The 23197-nt window shown below is 33.2% G+C and carries 25 protein-coding genes and 2 other annotated features; of the genes, 8 read left to right on the plus strand and 17 right to left on the minus strand.

From position 1 onward, the window contains the following. Positions 1 to 111 precede the first annotated feature (111 nt). The 13 genes from Q9R40_RS08515 to Q9R40_RS08575 form a co-directional block, all read right to left on the minus strand. The gene (locus tag Q9R40_RS08515) at positions 112 to 375 is read right to left on the minus strand and encodes a hypothetical protein (RefSeq protein WP_304677296.1); all 264 of its coding nucleotides are present in this window, start codon (positions 373 to 375) and stop codon (positions 112 to 114) included. Beyond that, positions 362 to 595, minus strand: coding sequence for a hypothetical protein (locus Q9R40_RS08520; protein ID WP_304677298.1), 234 nt, complete (start codon positions 593 to 595; stop codon positions 362 to 364). Before Q9R40_RS08520 ends, Q9R40_RS08515 begins: the two co-directional genes overlap by 14 nt. After that, positions 551 to 789: a binding site (T-box leader), on the minus strand. Its footprint overlaps the gene before it by 45 nt. 425 nt (positions 790 to 1214) lie before the next feature. Next, a complete protein-coding gene (locus tag Q9R40_RS08525; protein ID WP_004898368.1) occupies positions 1215 to 1415 on the minus strand; it encodes a hypothetical protein in 201 nt (66 codons plus the stop codon). Between the two features lie 169 nt (positions 1416 to 1584). Further along, complete coding sequence (locus Q9R40_RS08530) at positions 1585 to 1773, minus strand: hypothetical protein (protein ID WP_236707751.1); 189 nt, start codon at positions 1771 to 1773, stop codon at positions 1585 to 1587. 77 nt (positions 1774 to 1850) lie between these two features. Then, positions 1851 to 2090 (minus strand) — a binding site (T-box leader). Between the two features lie 998 nt (positions 2091 to 3088). After that, the gene (locus tag Q9R40_RS08535; RefSeq protein WP_304677301.1) at positions 3089 to 3655 is read right to left on the minus strand and encodes a hypothetical protein; all 567 of its coding nucleotides are present in this window, start codon (positions 3653 to 3655) and stop codon (positions 3089 to 3091) included. A gap of 153 nt (positions 3656 to 3808) precedes the next feature. Beyond that, the gene (locus tag Q9R40_RS08540) at positions 3809 to 4657 is read right to left on the minus strand and encodes a helix-turn-helix domain-containing protein (protein ID WP_304677302.1); all 849 of its coding nucleotides are present in this window, start codon (positions 4655 to 4657) and stop codon (positions 3809 to 3811) included. A gap of 415 nt (positions 4658 to 5072) precedes the next feature. Continuing rightward, on the minus strand, positions 5073 to 5198 hold the full coding sequence (locus Q9R40_RS08545; RefSeq protein ID WP_004898362.1) for a hypothetical protein: 126 nt from the start codon (positions 5196 to 5198) through the stop codon (positions 5073 to 5075). 168 nt (positions 5199 to 5366) lie between these two features. Next, a complete protein-coding gene (locus Q9R40_RS08550; RefSeq protein ID WP_304677304.1) occupies positions 5367 to 6254 on the minus strand; it encodes an alpha/beta hydrolase in 888 nt (295 codons plus the stop codon). A 90-nt stretch (positions 6255 to 6344) separates the two neighbouring features. Further along, on the minus strand, positions 6345 to 9194 hold the full coding sequence (locus tag Q9R40_RS08555; RefSeq protein ID WP_304677306.1) for a DUF3427 domain-containing protein: 2850 nt from the start codon (positions 9192 to 9194) through the stop codon (positions 6345 to 6347). Positions 9195 to 9256: 62 nt separating this feature from the next. Next, complete coding sequence (locus tag Q9R40_RS08560; protein ID WP_304677307.1) at positions 9257 to 10084, minus strand: exodeoxyribonuclease III; 828 nt, start codon at positions 10082 to 10084, stop codon at positions 9257 to 9259. Positions 10085 to 10220: 136 nt separating this feature from the next. Continuing rightward, entirely contained in the window at positions 10221 to 10487 is a 267-nt protein-coding gene (locus tag Q9R40_RS08565) for a GlsB/YeaQ/YmgE family stress response membrane protein (RefSeq protein WP_004898354.1), read from the minus strand. 39 nt (positions 10488 to 10526) lie between these two features. Then, the gene (locus Q9R40_RS08570; protein WP_172972192.1) at positions 10527 to 10688 is read right to left on the minus strand and encodes a CsbD family protein; all 162 of its coding nucleotides are present in this window, start codon (positions 10686 to 10688) and stop codon (positions 10527 to 10529) included. 354 nt (positions 10689 to 11042) lie between these two features. Then, positions 11043 to 12317 carry an MFS transporter gene (locus Q9R40_RS08575; RefSeq protein ID WP_304677309.1) on the minus strand — a complete coding sequence of 425 codons (1275 nt, stop codon included), beginning with the start codon at positions 12315 to 12317 and terminating at the stop codon, positions 11043 to 11045. 98 nt (positions 12318 to 12415) lie between these two features. On the opposite strand from Q9R40_RS08575, the gene Q9R40_RS08580 reads away from it, so the two are divergent. From Q9R40_RS08580 to Q9R40_RS08600, 5 genes are all read left to right on the plus strand, one after another. Next, positions 12416 to 13276: a helix-turn-helix domain-containing protein gene (locus Q9R40_RS08580; protein WP_304677310.1), complete on the plus strand. Its 861-nt coding sequence runs from the start codon at positions 12416 to 12418 to the stop codon at positions 13274 to 13276. Between the two features lie 42 nt (positions 13277 to 13318). Beyond that, positions 13319 to 13453, plus strand: coding sequence for a helix-turn-helix transcriptional regulator (locus Q9R40_RS08585; protein ID WP_304677312.1), 135 nt, complete (start codon positions 13319 to 13321; stop codon positions 13451 to 13453). A gap of 77 nt (positions 13454 to 13530) precedes the next feature. Then, positions 13531 to 13893: a hypothetical protein gene (locus tag Q9R40_RS08590; RefSeq protein WP_304677314.1), complete on the plus strand. Its 363-nt coding sequence runs from the start codon at positions 13531 to 13533 to the stop codon at positions 13891 to 13893. Between the two features lie 6 nt (positions 13894 to 13899). Next, complete coding sequence (locus Q9R40_RS08595) at positions 13900 to 14178, plus strand: hypothetical protein (protein ID WP_304677316.1); 279 nt, start codon at positions 13900 to 13902, stop codon at positions 14176 to 14178. 134 nt (positions 14179 to 14312) lie between these two features. Further along, complete coding sequence (locus Q9R40_RS08600; protein WP_304677317.1) at positions 14313 to 15647, plus strand: ClC family H(+)/Cl(-) exchange transporter; 1335 nt, start codon at positions 14313 to 14315, stop codon at positions 15645 to 15647. A 254-nt stretch (positions 15648 to 15901) separates the two neighbouring features. On the opposite strand, the gene Q9R40_RS08605 is transcribed toward Q9R40_RS08600, so the two are convergent. After that, positions 15902 to 17821, minus strand: a complete 1920-nt coding sequence (locus tag Q9R40_RS08605) for a translation factor GTPase family protein (protein ID WP_304677319.1) — start codon at positions 17819 to 17821, stop codon at positions 15902 to 15904. Positions 17822 to 17975: 154 nt separating this feature from the next. Between Q9R40_RS08605 and Q9R40_RS08610 the strand changes: the two genes are divergently transcribed. Then, complete coding sequence (locus Q9R40_RS08610) at positions 17976 to 18785, plus strand: helix-turn-helix domain-containing protein (protein ID WP_304677320.1); 810 nt, start codon at positions 17976 to 17978, stop codon at positions 18783 to 18785. A 14-nt stretch (positions 18786 to 18799) separates the two neighbouring features. On the opposite strand, the gene Q9R40_RS08615 is transcribed toward Q9R40_RS08610, so the two are convergent. Then, positions 18800 to 20407, minus strand: a complete 1608-nt coding sequence (locus Q9R40_RS08615; RefSeq protein ID WP_304677322.1) for an ABC transporter ATP-binding protein — start codon at positions 20405 to 20407, stop codon at positions 18800 to 18802. A gap of 189 nt (positions 20408 to 20596) precedes the next feature. On the opposite strand from Q9R40_RS08615, the gene Q9R40_RS08620 reads away from it, so the two are divergent. Both Q9R40_RS08620 and Q9R40_RS08625 read left to right on the plus strand, forming a co-directional pair. Further along, the gene (locus tag Q9R40_RS08620) at positions 20597 to 20782 is read left to right on the plus strand and encodes a hypothetical protein (RefSeq protein WP_004896308.1); all 186 of its coding nucleotides are present in this window, start codon (positions 20597 to 20599) and stop codon (positions 20780 to 20782) included. Positions 20783 to 20901: 119 nt separating this feature from the next. Further along, positions 20902 to 21741: a DegV family protein gene (locus Q9R40_RS08625; protein ID WP_304677324.1), complete on the plus strand. Its 840-nt coding sequence runs from the start codon at positions 20902 to 20904 to the stop codon at positions 21739 to 21741. Positions 21742 to 21773: 32 nt separating this feature from the next. Here the strand turns inward: Q9R40_RS08625 and Q9R40_RS08630 are convergent, their stop codons facing one another. After that, complete coding sequence (locus tag Q9R40_RS08630; RefSeq protein WP_304677326.1) at positions 21774 to 22481, minus strand: YjjG family noncanonical pyrimidine nucleotidase; 708 nt, start codon at positions 22479 to 22481, stop codon at positions 21774 to 21776. A 253-nt stretch (positions 22482 to 22734) separates the two neighbouring features. Continuing rightward, a complete protein-coding gene (locus Q9R40_RS08635) occupies positions 22735 to 23190 on the minus strand; it encodes an XRE family transcriptional regulator (protein WP_001071126.1) in 456 nt (151 codons plus the stop codon). Between the last annotated feature and the right edge of the window lie 7 nt (positions 23191 to 23197).

Here is a 23197-nt window from a genome sequence, read left to right on the forward strand (position 1 = left end):
CAATGTTAAACAAATAAAATATAAAATTAATTGCTTTCTTTTCATAAGATTATTGTCCTCTATATCCAGTGAGTGTATCTTTCGAAATATGACTTACACCAATTTATCAAACTAACTAAGAGTTTTTTTCTTCTTATTCTTATACATTCGAAAAAGTGCAGTGCTAATTGCGAGTAAATTTACTCCAATAATAAAAGGAACCGCAGTAATAAATTCAGTATTCCAAAAATCCTTTATGGCGGCTTCGGTATGAACTCCAAAAATCATAGTACCAAAGTTGTAATAAGCCGAATAAAGTGTAATTAGTATTAGTCCTGCAAAATTAATTAATAATAATCCAAATATCCATTTTAAAAACTTTTTAATGGAATTCATCCCAACTAACTCCAGGTAATGCAAGATTTGCAAGATTTTTAACAGCCAAATTATCAACCGCGTCATTAACTTCATCACTAGAAATATTGTAATTTTCATTTTGTGTAGTTTCCGCCGCATGAACAGCAGATGTTGTTGTTACTGATAATAAGGACACTGCTACAGCAGTTGATACTACTAGGGCGCTTTTGGCGCTGTACCAACTATGTTCGCCGGGCATATACCCAGCCTCGTTGCACGTGCGGCTCAAAAAGAGCGATACGTCGACGCTATAAAGGGCGCACCCTGAAACTACTCAATTCGTAATTTCTACTCAAAGGTGATTTTCAGCTAAACCTTCGTTGTTTCTTCGCACCAACCAGAAACTCTCTGTAGTACTTCAGTAAAACTTACTTTCCTTATCAAAGCCGTTTTTATTTTTGATTGAACATAATATTACAACGATAAAAATTAAAAATCAATAATTGTTTGTTTAAAGTATTATTTTTTTATTAAAATTATCTACTAAGATATAAAAATTTTTAGATTAGATATATGATTTTTATTTCATAGCTAAAGTAAAGCTACTTGATTGAGTATATTCTTTTCCTAATGGTAGATAATGCAATTTATATTCGTCATAAGTAGCACTACACCGAAAATTGCTAAAAGCTATAGTTTTAGTTATTTATTAATTCTATTTTTATATTCATAATATAGCTTGCCAATGAAATATCCTGAACCTATTAATACTAAAGTCATAATTAGGGAAGCAAATGGGCGAAAATATCCGCTATCCAGAAAATAATATATAACTACAAGGACATAAGTAATTAGAAAATCTACTACATGTTGCATAATTAATCCCCATTCATTCCACATTGGACAGCCCATACAGCCAACTGAGCTGTAACAATCGCTGCATTCGTTCTAACACCCGCACCTTTAGCAAAACGAATAACAACTTTAGCTAATTCCTTCCATGCTTTTTTCTTAGCATACTTAACAATTACTCCGATATTAACCATTGCAAAAAATTCATCTTTGATTTTATTGTACATGCATTGTCCTAAATTATTCCAACCGTATACAGAAACAGAATGTAATGAGCTATTATCATTTTTTGATTGTAGAGAAAACGGATTATAATTAACATCTAGTTCTTTTTCCGCAACAGTAAATTCTTTATTAGAGAAATTTTTTAATACATATTTATTTAGATTTTCCTGACTAACTCCATTTGCAAAAAATTTTTTCTAATTCTTGTGCTACTACAGCAACTTCAGGATCATTATCTACATCTGTTTTTTGTTGACTTGCAAATGCTGGTACAGCAGTTGTAGCAAAAAATTCTAAAATCATAACAAAGGTCATCATTAAACAAAAAAACTTCGATTTTTTTGATAATTGTGCATTCATAAAATTATCCTCCTGTTTTACAATTTAACAGCGTTGTTAAAGAAAAAACGCCCTACCAGACCAATTTTATTTTGATCTAATAGGGCGCTTTTTGGCGCTGTACCACCTATGTTCGCCGGGCATAAACCCAGTCTCGTTGCACGTGCGGCTCAAAAAGAGCGATACGTCGACGCTATAAAGGGCGCACCCTGAAACTACTCAATTCGTAATTTCTACTCAAAGGTGATTTTCAGCTAAACCTTCGTTGTTTCTTCGCACCAACCAGAAACTCTCTGTAGTACTTCAGTAAAACTTACTTTCCTTATCAAAGCCGTTTTTATTTTTGATTGAACATAATATTACAACGATAAAAATTAAAAGTCAATAAATTTTTGTTTAAAGTATTGCTTTTTTATTAAAATTACCTACTAAGATATAAAAATTTTTAGATTAAATATATGATTTTTATTTCATAGCTAAAGTAAAGCTACTTGATTGAGTGTATTCCTCTCCTAATGGTAGATAATGCAATTTATAAACATTGCGATAAGGACGACAGGTTGCAGACTACAAGTGTCTAAGTCCATTGATGAAGTAACTAAACCATCATACGGTGATAGTATCTAACACTCATTTTTTGCACGATCCTAATGTATCGTCTGCATCTATTTAAACTTGAATATACCAAAAAAGCAGTTCGAAAACTGCTTTTTGTTTTTCTCTCTCAAGTCCAGTAGTGGAGGGTCTGGCTATTCCGAGACGATACGGAAGACGGCTTTAGCCGGCTGAAGCGTCGAGGATAGACTTGCCCGAAGCGGAGGGGAGTTAGAGAGAGCTACGTATATCTTTAAATTATCGTAGAACCTTTTTAATTTCTTTAAAAATTGTGTGCCAAAAATACAGATATAACAAAATACAAATGAGTAAAAGCGGAAGCTTAACCCACAGTGGCCACTGCATTGTCACATTTATAATTGAAGTATGGATATTCGTTTTGAAAATAGTATCTGAAAGTATAGGAAAAAAAGGAATTAATCCTAATACTATTTCAAAAACTAGTAGTAGCTTTTTCATAATTCACCATCACTTGACTAGATGACCGTAACTAAAATCCAAATTATATTTATAAAAAGTAAAATTAAAGCTACCATCCCTTTAAACAATGGGCGTCTTGTTGAAGAAAACCTATTAACTAAATATTCCATACTAGCTCCAACAACAATGTTCATTAGAACCATAACCATACGGTAAGAAAAATTTCCCCACGGTGATCCAAGATTTAATATGGCTAATAACACAAAAGTTGCTGTTACGTCATATTTATAAAAAAGATATTTTAACAAAATAGAGCTCCAGCTTGGTAAAGGAGTCCAACTAAAAGAGGTACCAGAACTGCGGTAGGACCCGTGACACCCAACATAGCAGCCGCAGCTTTATATGCTCCACTGTGAACAAATCCAATAAATCTCAATGCTTTAGCACATGTACCACTATTTTTATTTTTTCTAAGTGTGTCATTAACATATACATATTTAAGAGATGTGGCAATTTCTTTTTTGTTTTCTTTAAGGTATGAATTTACTTGACTTACCATCTCTTTTAAGTCAGCATAACTCATATTGTTTTCTTTTAAAGCTTTTTCTAATTCTGGAGTTTTTACAACACTCATTTCTACTGAATTGTCATAGTTTTGTAGTACTCTTACATTTTTTTGAATTACAGAAGCTAATTTTTCAGAATTAGGTTGACTACTTAATACAGTTGATTTTGTTGATAATTCAGAACTTTTAGTAGCTGATTCTACACTTGAGGCTTGTACAGCAGAAGTAAATGTAGGAGCACCTACAGATAATAGCGATACAGCTACTGCTGCTTGAGCAGTTAATTTACTAAACTTTTTCATTATGTTTTCCTCCCTGCTTTTCCGGTAACGATAATAATAACTACATCTTTTAAATCCATATAACCGTTCCTTTCAGTGATTTTGTGTTTAGATTAAGTTTAAATTGTAAGAGAGTGAAAGAAGTGAAATGGGGCGTATTTGCCCTTTATTACATTATTGGTACTTCTTTTTGAATTCCGAAAGTTCTTTAGCGTATTTAGGCATACCAGCAATGCTGATATTTTCAATTATCAAATTGCAATATTTTAGTGCAGATCTATCTTTTTTATTTTTATATTGAATAAAAGAGGTAAAGAATCCCATTATGTTTTTATAGAAGAAAATATCAGGATTAGTAGGAATATTATTTACAAAGGAAATATAGTAATCCATATTCTTGAAGTCATTTTCTTCAATGGAAAAAATCAAAATATTTATTACTATTGAAATAAGCGATTTCTGAACAATTTTAGACTCATAATTCTTATATTGCTCGATAAGTCTTTTAACTATTGTTTTATTATCAGAAAGACTATAAAACCGCATCGAATTGCAGTAAAGCATAAATTTTGTGCTGTTGAAATTAGGAATTTCAAAAACTTGCTTTTTAATCTTATCTCTAAGTTTTTGATTAGGATTATCAGGACTTAGAAGTTCTATGAAACCGGAAGCTATTAAAGTTTGCATTTCTTTATCCTTTTCAGAGAAATCACTCTCTGAAACCAGCATTTTTATTTCTTGTAGCTTATCCTTATCAACTTGATAGTATGCTTCTTCCATAAGCTTTCTTTGTGTCTGAAGTTTGCTTTGGTAGTTTTCATAATTGGGATCTAGTTTTCCTATAAATTCTGTAGTATTAATTTGATTGTAATTAAGTAAATCGATCAAATTATTTATTGAGATTTGATGGATATTCTTTTCCACTTTACTATAATAGGAACTATCAATTATACTCCCTGCAAATTCTTTCAAAGTTTTATTTTGATTAACACGGTAATATCTAAGTAAATCTCCAACAGTCATCAATCTTCCATCCTTATATTTATAATAAATAATTTAATCGATAGTTTACTATCCCTGTTTAATTCTCACAACAATTTTAGAAATAAAGAAAGCAATGAAAATTTGCAACAAAAAAGGTGGTTCAATGACCACCCACAAGACGTCTTTTGACAAATATATGCGCGCTAGCAACGTAGCCTAATCAGGTTCTCTTTAAGGAATTGTACGCCTTGCTTGACGCATTTACTTTAATTGCTATTGGTTTAATATTGTACCAAGCTTCACGACTCGTTGTTTCAGTCACTCGATTGATCCACGAAATTAAGCGTTAATGCTTCGTGAGCAAAACAATCAGAAGTCACTTTTCTTAAGTGGCTTTTTTCGTACTCTAAATTTGAAAAGTTTTTAATTAAAATATCTCTTTTAACCAAAAACATTAGCAGTCGCGCATTTCTCTAACAAAAATTGAAGCATCCAAATTTAAATTCACTTGCTCATATTGTTCTTTCAATTCTGGATTTTTTCTAATGTCTTCTCTAATAAACTCTTGAATTTTACTCATCTTAGTTCATCCCATATTTTAATTAAATACTTAGTACCTTTATATTAGTATTTCCATTCTTTAAAGAGATTCATTTGATCTTCTTTAGATAATGTGGTCATAGGAAAACCCCGAAATCCATGTCCGAATTCCGGGGTCACTACCTTTCAAACATCTTCTTTTATTTTGCTATTGTAGCCATAAAAAATTAATAATTTGTTTCTCTACCTGTTTATTATAAGTTAATTGCCCATGTTCCGCATTCTTGCCAGTTATTGTAACTACACGATAGCTTTTAGCCATAGGAGCAACTAAGTATTCTAATGAAAGAGATGAAGCATTTTTTACAATCCCATCCGAATTTCCACCAATATTACCAATAATGTTTAAGACGTCTATTTCTTTGTTTGGATAAAGAGTTCGTAATTTTGTCATTTCACGATAGGTGGCATTCATTTTATTTGGCTTTCCTTCATTATCAACTCGAAGACTAGGAGGTTGTCTAATAGCAATTGGCAACTGCTTAAAATCAAGTCCATCAAAATGTCCACCAATTGAGACTTGCTTATTTAGCCTTGGTAAATTTGGATTGTGAGCAGCTTGCAATAGATAATACATAATTGAAGTATTTCCCAGGGAATGTCCCACCATATTTACCTTTTTAATTCCATACTCAATTTGTAAAGTCTGGACTACGTTTCTGGCGTAACGTCCATTTTCTTTAAAATCAAGTTGAACGTTATTTCGATAGTTTACCTCTACAATTGGATTAACAGCGTTATTTGGAATAGTACCAATCAGTTTAACCTTTCCATTGGCATCTACATCGGCTCTAATGACAGAATTAGTCACTCCAGCTTCTTGAGCAGCTTTTACCATATTCTCTTCCCCATGATAATTACTTAGTCCACCATGGAAAAATAATGTTGGAATTACATTGAGATTGTTTTTCGGCGTTTCACTTTTTTCAACATAGTATTTATGTGCTGCATCAGCTCTATTAGGTTTGTTTTGAAAACTGCATCCAGTCAAAACTAACGCTAATAAAGTAATTAAAGAGACTAGTTTTATTTTCACCCTTATCTCATCCCCTCCATTTTCGCAACTTGAAATTTATCAAATAATTATTATGAATTTCTATAATTTATCCTAAACTATGCTTAATTCTTAACTGAAAAGCAAATCATAGATTGCTTGATTTAACGGATGCTTGAGAATCAGATTCATTCCAACTGTACTCTTTTGTTTTAAACCTATTTTTTCTTCTTTAACAGAATCCTTTTGGATATCGGCAGTACCTAAGTAATAAAATTCCTTTCCTGCTGCATCGCTTTGCTTAACAAATAGGTGTAATTTCATATCTTTTGTATTAAGCAGCCGTTTTACTTCATCTGAATCAATGTGACGCGGCGTACGGGTATACCACCGTAAACTATGTCCATTTTCTAAAGTATTATGATAGCGGGCATTTCTCTTCTTCTTTGAATCTTTTTGGTAAGTGATAAAAATTGGCGTTTCTTTTTCCCCAACACGATAACCATACATTGGTGCTGAAATATCCTTAGGCCAATTCAATAGGCGACAAACATCTTTACGATCATATTGCTTATACAAAGTAAATTGTTGATCAGAATTATATTCTTTTGAAAGCGCCAAGCCTGTTTTTATAACATCATTAAATAGATTTTTAAATTGCTGATTAGCACTTAAGGCTTGTGAAAGTTGACTTGAGAATAAATAGTTCTTTCCTATTTTTTCAACTAAGGGAACATTGCCATACTGCTTTTTTTTCGTTGTTTTTCCCTGTTTCACGTCAAAAAATTCTAAGGATAGAACTTTATCAACTGACTCTAGTACAGCATCATTTACGTAACAATTTTTTCCTTCAAGTAATTGCAGATAGGATGCTTCACTTACCTTTTCTTTAATTAAACAGCTTTCTAAGAGTAATAATTCATGCGGTCTTTTGCCAAATAACAATTCCTTCGTTACAAAAGACAAAACAGAACTTTGATACTCCGTTAGCACGACGTTTTCTCCCATTTTCTTTAAAAAATCGCCATAGTGGACTAAAAGGTGATTTTTGGCAAAAACAGTTGGAGCAGTTGTTCCATATTGATAAAAGTCATATAAAAGAGGGGCGTGACCTAGTTTTGCCTTTAAATCTTCATAGGACTTTTTCAGCTCCCGCATGCTATCTAGTTTTATTTTTTCAAGGGAATCTAAAATCCTTTGTGAAGCTACCTCAGTAAAGTTAATTGTTGAAACATCGATAACTTGCGGTAATTTACTTTCTCTAACAACTTGGTCTTTGTCACGGCTCTTATCACCATTTAAGGCAATTGGAATTAGATAATTATTCTTATAATTACCCAGGAAATCAATTACAGTTACATAGTCTTTTTCCGGGAATTTACGCAGCCCACGCCCTAGTTGTTGAATAAAAATAATACTCGATTGGGTATTTCGGAGCATCACAATTTGGTTTAGGGACGGAATATCGATTCCTTCGTTAAATAAATCTACGGTAAATATATATTCTAATTTACCATTTTCTAACTGTTTAGTTACTTCTCTTCGTTTTTTCTGACTATCTTCATTAGTAAGAGCTTGTGCTGGGTGTCCAGCTTGCGTAAATAAGTTTGCTAACTTTCGTGCTTCTTCTTGCCGACTGCAAAATACTAATCCTTTAGCTTTTTTGCCACAATAGCCATAGTAATCAAGCTGCTTAAGGACATAATCAACTCGCTTTTCAGCAACTAAGTCTTTTAATTTACTAGTTTCAGTAATTACCTCATCGCCTACCGTATAATCTTCTACTCCCACATAATGAAACGGTGTTAACATCTGCTCATTCAAGGCATCCTTTAGCCTAATTTCATAAGCTAAGTGATAATCAAATACTTCATAGATGTTTTGCTTATCCATTCTTTCTGGCGTAGCGGTCATTCCTAGTAAAAATTTAGGCGTAAAGTGTTCTAAAATTTTTTGATAAGTTGGAGCAGCTACTCGGTGAGCTTCATCAATTAAAATATAATCGAATTCTTTTGGATCTAATTCTGCTAAAACTTTGTCCTGACTTAAAGTTTGAATCGTTCCAAAAAGATACTTTTTATTAAAATCATGCTTATTTCCAGTTAATAAGCCATAGTCCTCGCGACTTCCGCCAATTACCTTATAAAAACTCTCTAAAGATTTTTTGGCAATTTGTTCTCGATGAACTAGATAAAGAAATTTCTTCGGACGATATTCTCGAACTGCAAAGGCTCCTAAATATGTTTTTCCAGTCCCCGTGGCAGAAACGACTAGGGCTCTTTTTGCATCCCCATTTACTAGAGCAGTTAAATTATTTAAAGCAGTTTTTTGCATCTTATTAGGCAAAATATCTTCTTTCTGATCATTTACCAAATGCATAGCTGTCTTTTTGACAGGTTGCCAATTTTTCTCGTATTCTCTAATCCAGGAATTGGTAAGCGGAATGCTCGTAGTCAATGTAATTTGAATTTGATTATTAAGTTCTTGAACTAATTGGCCATTTTCATGAGATGTTACTTTTAATCCCCACTCGCAATTTTTCAATAAAGCTGATCTAGTAAAATTTGCGCTCCCAATTAAAATAGTTTGATAATCTTCATGATTAAAAATATATCCCTTAGCGTGAAACCCAGCTTCTTCACTTAGACGAACTTTCAGGTTCGGTATTTTCATTAATTCCTTGAAAACTTTTGGACTATTAAAGCCAAGATAAGTACCTGTAATTAACGTACCGCTAATCCCTTTTTTAGCTAGTTCCGACATTACTAATTTAAATGGAACAAGCATATTTTCAGAAATAAAAGCAACTGCCCAAGTAAAAGAAGTTGATGACAGCAATTCTTGCCGAAGAGTAAACCAAATTTTATTTTCTTTATCATTACTTACTAATTGCGGACTAAAGAATTCATTTCCATTATTTTTATCTTTATCGTATAAACCATTTAAAATTGCTTCTTTTAAAACGTTATCCACAACCTTCACTTCCCATCTAAATTAAAAAAGAAGACCCAAACGATCTTCTTCATTTATCCACAAGTGGATAATTATAAATTAATTTCTAGCATAATTGGACAATGATCTTTGCGATCTCCTGTATCAATCATTTCTGATTTAGTTACCTGATCAGCGATTCTATCAGAAACGATATAATAGTCAATTCTCCAGCCTGAGTTATTGTCTTTGCTCGTTCTTACTCGTTGTGCCCACCATGAGTAAACACCTTCTATATTACCATGTACCTTTCTGAAGGTATCAGTAAAGCCAAGCTTCAATAATTTATCAAAGCCTTGACGCTCTTCATCAGTAAAGCCAGCGTTATGGTGGTTATTTTCTGGGTGTTTCAAATCAATTGGAGTATGCGCAACATTATAGTCACCACTCGCAATTACTGGCTTACTTTTATCTAATTTTTGTAAATATTCTGTATACTTTTCATCCCAAATTTGACGATCTTCTAATCGCTTCAATTCATTACCAGAATTAGGAGTATAGACTTGAGTAACATAATAATTATCGAATTCTAAGGTTAAAATTCGTCCTTCATAATCCATGGTGTCTGGTGCGCCAATAGCCGGCTTAGTTACTTCAGGAGTCAAAGAATTTTTGTACAAAAACATAGTTCCTGCATAACCCTTTCTTGCTGGCTCTTCCGATGAACGCCAGACATAATCATAGTTAGGAAACATTTCTGCAAGAACTTCTTGGTGCTTCTTCGTTGGGCCAGTAGCGCGTAATTTAGTTTCTTGAATAGCAATAATATCAGGATCTTTTTCTTTAATTGTATCTAAAACGCCGCGTGTAAGCTTAGCACGTGGTGAATCACTGGTTAAAGCAGCATTAAGGGAGTCAATATTCCATGAAATTAAACGCATTATTATCTCTTTTCTTACCTAGATTTTTATATCACATCCATTATACTATGAAAATTTAAAAGGCCGCCCATAGAAAAAAGCAGTCGACTAAGACTGCTCTTTTGAGAGAGAATTATTAAATTGTGTTAAATATGATTTATGAATGAGCTTTTGACCCAAATAGCATAGTCATAATCCATGAAACTAAGATAACTAAAATAATAGCTCCTAGTAATGATGGAACAATTGCCATTCCCGCTACTTGCGGACCCCAGGCACCCAGCAAAGCCTCGCCTAGAGATGAACCTACTAGCCCAGCAATAATATTTGCAATCCAGTTCATTGAGCCGCCTTTATGAGTAATGGCTCCTGCAATCAACCCGATTACACCTCCGACAATCAAAACCCAAATCCAATGGAGCATGGGGATCGCCTCCTATTCCTAAAATATACAATAAGCAGATTATTCTAAGTCTTCTTTTACTTCAGTAGCCTTAGATTTCACCTTTCCTTTAGCTTGTTGAGCTTTTCCTTCGACCTCACGAGCTTTATCACCAGTGATTTTTCCTTCTACTTCTTTAAGTTTACCTGCTACTTTGTCCTTAATTCCATGTTTATCTTTCATCATAGTTAGGCTTCCTTTCCTAAAAATACATAAAAGATTGATTTAGCTAGCTATTTTTAATCTTTATATGACTTATGATTGATTAACTTAATCATAACAAGGGCTAATCAATAAAGATATTCTACTGCCTACAAAGCGCTAAGCTTAAGACTTCCTTAATAACTTATTATATATAGTATACAAATATATTAATTTGGCTTATAACAAAAAATTCTATTAAATCTTGTCTTGTACTTTGATTTAATAGAATTTTTTTGATGATCTCACTAATATTCTTGAGGTAATCGATTCATGATTCAATTTTCGTTTCATTAGGTAATCTTTTAATTTGTAGCTAAACATTAATTTTATAAGCTATTTATTTACTACAACAGCGGATTTAATTTCCTCTTTGTTTACTTTAGTTTTAACACTCAATTTAACTGCGACAAACAAAATAATAATTTCTACTGCTAAGAGTGCAAATAATGCATATCTAACATCTCCTAAGCCTGAAATAGTAGTTAATACTGTAGTCATTACTGGTGAAGTCGCCATGACAATTGTATTAAGTAAGCCTACACTTGAAGCTAAAATCTTACGATCAATTGTCGTAACTAACCATTGTTGCATTTTAAGTGAAGCAGTACTTATTACTAAAGCTAATAAGAAGTAAAATGGCATAATTGCAAAAATGTTAGCGAACATTGCAGCAACTGTAGTGGCTACACTTAAAACATTGGCAGCAATAACCATAAAGAAAACAGATTGCTTTTTAAATAATTGTGGTCCAAAAGTACTACCTAAGATTGCACCAACACTTACTACCAAACCAATTACTGCAAGAGTAAAGCTGTAAGTGGAAATAATCATTGTTGAGCGATTGCCAGCCATAATAATTGGTAATAATGAACCCATAGAAGTTAATGCACCGTTAAGAAGTGCAATTACTAAAACAACTGACAATAAGCCTGGCGCCTTCTTGATTTGAGTATATGAGGTCTTCATTGTCGCAAAGAATTTTTGCTCGTTTACTTCTTGTGGTTCAAGTGGCTTATCATCTTTCTTATGACGAAGGCCTACACTAGCATATAACAAGCCAGCTGCTAAGAAGGTAAATGCATTAACGAAAGCTAAGTTTGAGTAAGATAAGAAAAGCAAGAGACCTGATCCAACAAATTGAGCCACAGTAGTAATCACTTGACTAATACCATTGGTAAAGCCTTCTGCTTCCGCAAATTCATCTTCTCCAACTAAGTCAACAATTAATGGAGCACTTAAACCTCCGGCATAAGTACCAGCCATATCAGAGATAAAGTTAATAATTACTACTGCAATTACTAAGCCCCATTGAGATACATTAGTAACAAACACTATCCCAACTAAGCTATAAAGGGTAAATCTAACTAGAGACATTAAGAAGATGTTCTTAAACTTTTTTCTTGTTCTATCAGCTAAGTAGCCACCAAAGATATCGAATAATCTTGGTAATGATTCAGAGATTGCAATTAATGATAAGGCAAGAGAATAATTTTGTAATTTACTTGCATAAGTCATAAACGCTAAATAAAAAAGAATGTCACCAGCACTAGATAAGAAACTAGCGACTGAAAATCTTCTGTAATCTTTGTTCTTCAAAAATACGTTCATAATGTTTAACTCCCTTTTTTGATGTTAAACATATAATATCGGTTCTATAATGAAATTAACGAAATAGTCGTATTTGAATTTTTTAGGAGAACATGATTATGACAACAGGTGAATTACTCAAGGAATACCGCATCGCTCAAGGTAAAAATCAAAAAGAGTTTATCAATAATGGGATGATCGTCAGCCAATCTTACTACTCTAAGGTAGAAAAAAATGCTAATAAGATTACAGTAGATAATTTAGTAGATTTACTTCATTACAATAACATCCCTATTTGGGAGTTTTTTAGTAGGCTTAATTCAAATGATGATCTTCGTCATCAACAAATAAAAGACTTTAATAATATGATGATTGAAGCTTATTATGAAAACAATATTGATAAAGTTAGGGGGCTTAAGCCATTAGTAAAAGAAAGTAATCTATCAAATAAAGATAAAGAAGAAGAATTACTGCTTGTAGAAGCATGGCTTGAAGCAATGAAAGATCCCTCGGAAGAACCTGATTTACAATTACGAACCAAAATAAAAGAAAAAATATTCAATATTCCTAATTTCAACGATACAAAAGTGGCTTTATTTTGTAATTTTATGCCATTCTATGATCTTGAGAGTAATATCGTGATTGCAAAAAAGATAATAGACCAGTATATAAATACTAAAAACACCAAAATGCAAGTAGCATTACTAGCAATAATAACAAACATTTTATCTTTTTCGCTTAATGAAAATAAAGAAAAAAATGTTGATTATTTCATTGAAAGCGGAGAAAAGATTAAGACAAAACCTGAACTTGTATTCTATAGTTCTGCATTCTATTTCTTTAAAAACATAATTTTTTATCATCGTACAAATAGTGATGAATATTATAACAAAAGTATACAAACTAAAAATTTTTTACTTAGTATTGGAATGACCGAGTACGGTAAATTACTTGAAAAACTTCTTATTAAATATAAATAAATATTAAATAGTCATATTGGAATATTAAAGAGGTAGTAGATAATGACAATTGGTGAATTACTTAAAGAATATCGCATCGGTCAAGGCAAAACTCAAAAAGAATTTATCAATGATGGAATGATTGTTAGCCAATCCTACTACTCTAAGGTAGAAAAAATGCTAACAAAATCACAGTAGATAATTTAGTAGATTTACTTCATTACAATAACATCCCTACTTGGGAATTTTTTAGTAGGCTCAATCAAACTGATGAGATGAAAAGACAAGAAATAGAGAATTTTGAAAATACTATGTTAGAAGCCTTCTATGATAATGACAAAGATAAAATTCTACAATTAAAACCTTTAATTGTAGAAAGCAATTTATCTCCGAAAGATAAAGAAGAAGAATTACTAGAGGTGGAAGCTTTATTAGAAGCAATGAAAGCACCTGATGAAACACCAAATATCGAATTAAGAACTAAAATAAAAGAGAAAATATTTGATATACCTAATTTCAACAAAACTAAAGTAACCTTATTTTGTAATAACATGCAATTTTATGATTTTGAAACCGAAAAACTAATTGGAAAAAGAATCATTGATCAATATATAAATACTAAAGATATTAAAATGTAAATAGCTATGCAAGCTATTATAGATAATATCCTAGCTTTTTCACTTAAAGAGAAAAAAGAAAAATCAGTCAATTATTTTATTGAAAGTGGAGAAAAGATTAAAACAAAACCCGAGCTCGTCTTTTATAAATCTGCTTTTTATTTCTTCAAAAATATTATTGATTATCATTTAAACGGCAATGAAGAAAGTTATCTCCAAAGCATAAAGATTAAAGACTTTTTAATTAGCATTGGTATGAAAACATATGGTAATGCGATTGCAAAGCTTTTAATTAAATATAAATAAAAAGCAATGATACCTATTCCACTTTCACAAAAAGGATATAAAATTCATGGTACTTCTCCTGCTATTATTTGTTTTCTTTTCTTCTTTCGGCATACAATAAACCTAACAACGTATATATGAAAGAAGTCACAATTATGAAGCCTGCTAAAGATTTTCTTAGACGCCCCTTCACTACCCGAGTGCCCCAGCTTTTAGTTCAAAGCATCATTATCGGATTAATTATAGGGATGATTGTCAGTATTTTCCGTTTCGTTATCGATAAAAGCATCCATTATTTATACTTTCTCTATCCCTATCTCGCAGCTCATCCCCAATGGATAAGCCTATATACCATCTTTACATTCTTTATCTGTATCCTTGTGAGCAAAATTATTAAACCGTATTTACTAGACTTATCTGGTTCAGGTATTCCTCAAGTCGAAGCAACCTTAATGGGAGAACACGAAGTTGACTGGTTCCCCGTCTTATGGCGAAAATTCGTAGGCGGCCTCTTAGTAAGCTCGATGGGACTTTTTCTTGGACGAGAAGGACCCTGCATCCAAATGGGAGCTTTAGTAGGTCAAGGTTTTGCAGAAAATATTTTTGAATGCAGTGAAGAAGATAGACGCTTGCTTCAATGCGCTGGAATTGCGGCTGGCCTTAGTGCAGCGTTCTCAGCCCCACTTGCAGGTGTATTTTTTCTTGTTGAAGTCATTACCCACTCTTTTAAACCTAAAGAATGTATCAGTGCTTTAGGAGCCGCTGCTGCCGCTGACTTAGTTACCATTATATTTTTTGGAACGCGGCCCTGTCTTTATCTTCCAATTGCTAAAAAATTACCCGTTCACTCCTACTGGTCCTTAATCACTGTCGGAATTGTAGCAGGCTTGATGGCATACGGATATCAACGGTCTCTTTTAAATACTAAGTGGCTTTTCAGCAAGCTAAAAATTATTCCGATGCAATATCACAGTATTGTTCCACTTTTATTAGTTATTCCGATTGGGCTTGCCTTTCCGCATGTTTTGGGTGGATCACATTACTTGATCGATTCACTTTTTCACAATCCATTAATTATCCAAGAAGAAAAACTAGGGCAACTTTCATGGATTTTAATCCCAGTTGTCTTCTTTCTACTAAGACTAATTTTTTCTATGATTTCTTATTGTAGTTCTATCCCTGGTGGTACTTTTATGCCTATTTTAGTTTTAGGGGCTTTAATGGGGACGATTTTTGCGACTGTTTTTATCCACTTAGGCCTTATTCCTACTGATAACTATACTAATATCATTGTTGTCTCTATGGCAGCCTACCTCGGGGCAATTTTGCGAGCTCCATTTACCGCAATTATTTTGCTGACAGAAATGATCGGAACCGTAGAACAAGTTTTGCCAATGATTATGAGTGTCTTTATTGCCTATCTAATTCTAGCTCTCTTAGGTGGAGAACCAATCTACACCGTCCTACGCAAGCAAATGGGATTCAAATAGTTACTTTACTTACATTTTTATTAGCACCAAAAAAGGAAGTTCATTAATTAGAACTTCCTTTTCTTATAAAATATATTTATGAATTGCAATAGCTAGAGTATCGTCGACTTAATAAAAAATATAAATATTAACAATCCTAATCGTGACTTCTACTAGAGCTATTTCACACTTTTAATATAGCACCTTTTCATAAATAATGAAAGCGTTTTACTACAAAAATTATTTAGCTTGATCTACCAAAATCGTGCAATAATCTATCCTAAATATGTATACTGTGCATGACTTGGTACCTCATCCCAAACAACTGTATGACCTGCGCCATGGGAGCAGAAGACGGAGTTAGGAGTATTGTTAATGTCAGATAGTGGATCATAAGCCATTTCTTCAATAATAGCAGCACTATCTTTACATTCTCGATAACCCAAGAATAAACATTCTAGCTGTCCGCTACCATGAGTGTAGTTTCTAACTTCAGTAGCATAATCCTGCATCTGCGCTACCGGTGCTTGACCGCTAATCGTAGTAACGCTCCCACTACTTTCTCCAAGCTCAAAGTTTCCACCCATTCTCTCAATATCATTAATCGCCCTACCAACTTGATCCTGATTAATTCTTAGAGTGAATTGATACCAAGGTTCAAGTAAATAAACTTTTTTTCTAGCTTTTAACTCCATTAACCCTTGGCGCACTGCACGATAAGTTGCCTCACGAAAATCTCCGCCAACTGTATGAACATTACTTCCCCGGCCTCCAACTAGAGTAATTTCAAGATCTGTAATGGGCGCCCCAGTTAAGACACCTAAGTGTTCTTTATTAGATACGCTCTCCATCACTTGATCTTGCCATTTTTTAGGCAAAACTTCTAAACTACACTGATTTTTGAAAACTAAGCCACTTCCGTTTTTGCCGGGTGTGAGCAATAGGTGAACTTCTGCATAGTGTCTCAAAGGTTCAAAGTGACCAACCCCTTCAACTGAAGCTTTAATACTTTCTTGGTAAAGGATCTTACCCTGAGTAAATTCAACTTCTAAATTAAAGCGATCGCGTAATAGTTGCTGAAGAATCTCTAACTGAATCTTACCCAAAACATCAATACTTATCTCTTCTGTCTGCTTGTTCCACTTAACATGGAGTTGAGGGTTCTCATCTTCAAGCTGTCTTAGTGCCTGCAAACAAGCATTTGTGTTAGCTGAGGTAACTTTTACTGCATAAGTTAGAACTGGCTGAACAGTAAAATTAGTCTGATCATTTTCAAAGCCTAAGCCTTGTCCGGAATAAGTGCTTTTCAAGCCGCTGACAGCAATAATTTCACTAACTTCTGCCTGTGGAATGACTTGATACTTAGTGCCGTTATATCGACGAATTTCATTCACCTTTTCATCAGGAAATATTTCGGTCTTGGCTTTTAAGCTACCGCCAGTAACTTTTAACCAAGTTAATCGTTCGCCTTTTTCATCATAAGAAACCTTGAAAATTCTAGCTCCAAAGTCATTTGGATACTTTTTTCCATCAGTCCACTTATCTAAGCCCGCTAGAAATTCGTCTATTCCAATTAATTTTAAAGCTGCACCAAAATATACTGGAAAAATTTTTCTTTGATTGATTAATTTTTTGACTGCACTGTCTTCTATTTTTCCAAGTTCTAGATATTGAGTTAAAGTAGTTTCATCTGCCGTAGCAACTTTTTCATAAAAATCTGTATCTTGATTGCCAAACTCAATAAAATTGTCATCAAGCTCATTAAGCTGCTTAAGAATATTTTCCTTATCAGCCTTCAAGGTATCCATTTTATTAACGAAAATAAAAACTGGAATTTGATGCTTTTTTAGTAAGCTCCAAAGAGTGCGGGTGTATGCGGTTACCCCTTCACTTGCTGATACAACTAAGATGGCATAGTCTAAAACACTTAACGTCTCTTCCATTTCTTGAGCGAAATCAATATGGCCCGGCGTGTCTAAAATTTGTAATTCACTATTACCGGTTTGAATGCGCGCAATATGGGAAAAAATCGTAATTCCACGTTTCTTTTCTAAATCATCACTATCTAAATAGGCAGTTCCTTTATCAACTGCACCTAATTTTCTCAATGTGCCACTTTTGTAGAGCATCCCTTCTGACAAGGTAGTTTTTCCCGCATCTACATGGGCTAAAATTCCTGTTGTTAGTTTTTTCATTATTCTAGTTTTCTAAATGTAATCGTAGTAATTTTGTGGTAATTTCTCTTTATTATAGCTTATTAACGCAATTGAAATTATTATCATCCTATAACGTGATAGAATAAGCATTAAATAAAATTATTATTAAAAAATTGAATTTGAGGTATACAGAATGACAATTGGTGAAGCACTGCTAAATCTTAGGAAACAACTAGGATTAACTCAAACAGAAATGGCTGCAAATGTAGTCTCAACCTCTTTTTATTCAAAAGTTGAAAGAAATATTCACGATATCGGTACTAACGATCTCCTTCAAATTCTTGATAAACATCAGATAAACGCTACCTATTTTTTTGAAAATCTAAATGATAAAGAAGATATCTCCGAAGATATTATGGATAGAATCTCTGTAGCTTTTGAGCAAAAAAGCAAAGATAAATTATTAAAAATAAAACAAGAGATAGATTTACTTCCTAATAATCGCCAAACTGAATATTATAAATTGCAGTTGCAGCTTACTTTAGAGGTCTATCTTCCTAAAGCTAAAGAAGTTCCAATTGAATTAAAAAATAAACTGAAACAATACATTCTCGTCAACAACAATTGGAATATTCATTCCCTTCAAATTTTTAGAGAAACAATGCGTATCTACGATATAGAAGAATTGAATTTTTTAGTAGGTACTATCTTAGCGAAGTATTCTAATCCAAATATTCTACAAAGTTCTTTGCAAGAATGCATTGGCGCAATCTGTATTAATTACCTAGATAATTGCTACGAGAAAAACTCTACAAAGTTAATCCAAGAAGTATTAACCTATATTTCGACCATTAATAGTAAAGGATCTGTCCTGTTTATAAAGTTACTTGGAAAATATTATGAGGCTGTTTTTCAAAATGACGCTGCTACTTGTCAGCAAATAACCAAAGTTTTAAAGCTTGCAGGATATAATGACTTTGCAGATATGTTACCGACAGTATAGTATAGCCATCTCTTTTATATCCTAATGATCCTATCAAATTTCTGTTTATTTTCATTATGTAGCTGGTGGCTAACAAAAATAACTGTAATATCTGGCTGACTCAAAAAGATATTTTCAACATTCAAAGCACTTTTCTTATCTAAGCTACTGGTACTTTCATCTAATAAAAATAGCTTTCTATTTCTTAGTAAGCCACGAGCTAAAGCTAATCTCTGCTTCTGTCCTCCAGACATTTTTGTACCATTTTCGCCAACTTTTGTATCTAATCCTGCGGGTAACTCTTTAACATAATCAAGCAAATCAGCTTTTCTTAAGGCATCGAATATTTCTTGATCGCTAAAGTGCTCCCCTAACTCTAAGTTATAACGAATCGTCCCGTTAAATAAGTATGGAATCTGATCTACATAGATCAATACTTCTCTAATCGCATCATAACTGAGATTTTTTTCATCTTGGTTATTAATTTTAACTGACCCCTGATAATTTTTTATTTGACCTGAAATTATTTTTAAAAGTGTACTTTTGCCACTACCAGAATCGCCATCAAGAGCAATCTTTTGATTTTTACTTATATGTAAATTTAATGGCTGTTTAAAAACTGGTTTATCTCCAAAAGAAATTTGTAGATTCTCAACATCTAAAGTGTGAAAATTATTATTTTCAAGTGTTCCACCAATTTGTTTAGGCTTACTTTTATCATCAAGATGATATTTTTCAAAAATTGGTGTCAATGCAGTCATTTCTGCCCACATTGGTGCAATCGCAGCTAATGAATTAAAAACATTGTAGGACAAATTTTCTGAAGATCCGATTACACCAATCGAGATACTTTTTTGGAGAGCTAGAAAACCAGTCCAAGCTTCAATACCAGTTTGTCCTAAAATATTTGAAAAACCAGCAATATTATTAGCTACTGCCTGGTATTTTGCTTGTCGTACCTTTTTACCAATTAAAGTCATAGTGGCACTAGTAATTCTATTTTCAAGTTGTCTCTCAACGCCAAAAATAGAATAGGTTGCAAAACCTCTCAAGCCATCATTAATAGTACTAAGTAAATTTTCATTAGCTTGAGTAGTTGATAAACTCGCACTAGCTAATCTATCATGAACAATTTGTGGTAAAAAAACTGTTAAAAACGAGACTAGTAAAATTAAAGGAATAAATGTCCAAGAAAATTGTAGTAAGGCAATAATTGAAAATAATGGGTCGGTAATAACTTGAATGGATTGTAAAATATTATAAAAGCCATTATTTTCGATTGTATTCATATCATTAGTTAACCAGGAAGCATATACTCCTGTATCTTTTTCCTGGTATTTCATAATTGGCTTATTAGCAATTTGGCGAACAATATCCTTTCTTAAATCCAAGCATAAAAATTCAATTGTTTTAGCTGTTTGAATTTGAAGCAAAATCAGAAAAATAGATAGGATTGCAAATACTCCAATATCAATCATTACCCAGTTAAAAAAGTTATGCAGCTGTAATTTGATCAAAGAATTTAGAATATTTACATTGATTAAAGCATGAGTAACTCGTAAAGCAGAAGTAATAATTGTTAGGATGATTACAATCCCCACCTTTACTGGTTCTTTTTTTAAATATCTAAATAAGTATTTCATTTTCTTCACCTCTATCATCATTTTTAGATAAAGAGGTTAAAATGTTCTCGGTTTATCGTATTTGAACACAACTTTCGTTAACGAAAATTCTTCTAACCATTCTTAATAAAAACTTATCTACACTTTCTCCTTAATTCGTAATATGATTAATATCAAAATATAATTAATTTTTATAAGAAGGTTCGAAATATGTTTTCACTTTTATTAGCCTTATTAATTATTTGGCTGTTCTGGAAACTAGGAATTGGCATTTTGAAGATCGTCGGTTTCTTAATCGTGATCGGACTGCTATTTGCCTTCGTTTCTTATCTAGTACTGCCCCTTTTGGCCTTAGTAGCTTTAGGTGGCTTATTAGGACTAGTATTTTCACATTAACTAAGAGCAGCCTTATGGCTGCTCTTTTTTGTACCTATAGCATTTTCTTTGACTTTACTATCTATAGTACTTTAGACTGAAAGAAAACAGCTTAATATATTTAATTCGAGGTAATCTATATGCCGATAAAAATTATTACAGATTCAACTGCAAACATTACAGCTGATCAAATTGACGGAATTGATCATGTTACTGTTCCTTTATCACTTCACGTTGATGGCAAGCTTTGGCTCGATACGCCTGATATTGATCTAGATAAATTTCTCTACACCTTAAAGCATACTAAAAACAAATCAACTTCTGCCTGTCCAAATGTAAATGACTGGCTTAAGGCCTTTGAAGGTAGCGACGAAATCTTTGTCATTACTTTAACTAGCGCACTCTCTGGTAGTTATAATTCAGCTACCCAAGCTGCTAAAATTTATCATGAAAAGAATCCAAAAGCTAAAATTTTAGTCTTTGATTCTCGTTCAGCTGGTCCACAATTAAGACTACTTGCAGAAAAGATTGCTAGTTTGGCAAGTGCTGGAAAATCTTTTGAAGAGATTGTTAAATCAACAGAAGAATATCAACACCACCTTGATTTAATGTTTGCCTTACAAGATTTAACTAACTTAGGTAACAATGGCCGAATTCCACCAGCTGTCGCAAAGATTGCTGGTTTACTGAAGCTATTTGTTATTGGAACAGCAAACAATAAAGGTGAGTTTGAACTTTTAGGGAAAGCTCGCGGCGCTAAGAAAGCTAGAAGAAAATTATTAGATGATATGGTTAAAGCTGGCTATCGCGGAGGCCGCGTTCAAATCGACCATGTACAAAATGAAGGCTCTGCTTTAAGCATGAAAGAAATTATCTTAGATAACTTCCCAGATGCTAAAGTTACCATTGGCGAATGCGGCGCACTTTGCAGCTTCTATGCTGAAGAAGGCGGCTTAATGGTTGGTTTTGAAAAAGAATAGGGTAATACAAAAGGAGTGCCTAAGCACTCCTTTTAATATACTTTCTTAAAATTATTTTGCATTAATTTAACAAATTCTGGATATGTTTCAACTTCAAATAAGGGATGAAGTCCAATATTATCCTTACGGTGACGGTGATTATACCAAATACTATCAAAGCCATATTTTTCAGCACCTAAGATATCTGACTGCAATCCATCCCCAAAGAATAAAGTCTCATTTGGTCCAATCTCTGTACGGCTAAAGAAATAATCAAAAGCATACGGATTTGGCTTAGAATAATGAGCTTCTTCAGACGTTACAATCAAATCAAAGTAGTCTTTGATACCTGCTAATTCTAAGCGATGACGCTGCATAAACTTTTCACCATTACTTAAGACTGTTAACTTATAGCCTTGTTTTTTGGCAAACTTCAGCGTATCTTCCACACCTGGTAGCAACTGATGAGCTTCACCAAAGTAAGAGCGATATTCATTCATCCATTCATTTCCATCTACTTCTAGACCGAAATGTTCCTTAATAAAATCATGAAATGTCATCTCGCTTAATTCTTCATAAGTAATTTCACCCAATTCAAGTCTGCGCCAAAGTCCTTGATTGTAAGTATGGTATTGTTTCTGCAAGTCAGAGGAGAGAGGCAGCTTATGCGATTTAAACAATGCATGCAGGGATGAATCTTCCGTAGCAGCAAAGTCAATTAAAGTATCATCAACGTCAAAAATTAATTGTTTATATTTCATGAGCAACCCTACTATATTCCATTGTTACCCTCCATAACTTCTGATTGTTGTCGTCTTGACTATTATGTATCTTTTCTTTCCAAAATGGTATAGGCTTTTATTTTTGTAATGCTGCAAAACTTTTCTTCTGTAAGGTATTCAAAGGATATTTCCCTTTGCCGCCGCTTGCATTAAGCCGCCGCTATTGGAAAGCCAAAAGCAGCGGCTTTTTTTACTCGGTATTACCGAAAAGTATAGAAAGCAGGATATGTCATCATTTGTCATTTCTTCTCAATGTAATAACTGCATGGCATATCAAGCCAAATACAAGAGAAAAACAGCCACCGCCAAATAGTGATGCTCCCCACCCTGCACCTGACATTGTCATAAAACCGCCAACAAAGAAAATACCAATGCCAAGAAATATACCAACACCATAAAAAAGTCCAATTGCCATATCGTACTTATTAAATTGTCGTTTCTCCTTTTTTTCATATGTTTCCATCTTTGTTATTACCTCCTTCGCAAAATCGTCCATGTTGACTCCAAAAAGAAAGCAAATTTTTTTCAACATATTTAAATCGGGTTCATTAACATCTCTCTCCCAATTCGATAGTGCCTGCCGGGTAACATTCAATTCCCCGGCTAGTTCTTCCTGTGTCATTCCCAATTGTGTTCGCAGATGACGTATTTGCTTTCCTGTTGTAATATTCGTCTGTTCCTGGTTCAAAATAGTT

Origin of the sequence: uncultured Lactobacillus sp. (assembly GCF_948948975.1) — a bacterium.
Taxonomy (GTDB): Bacteria; Bacillota; Bacilli; order Lactobacillales; family Lactobacillaceae; genus Lactobacillus.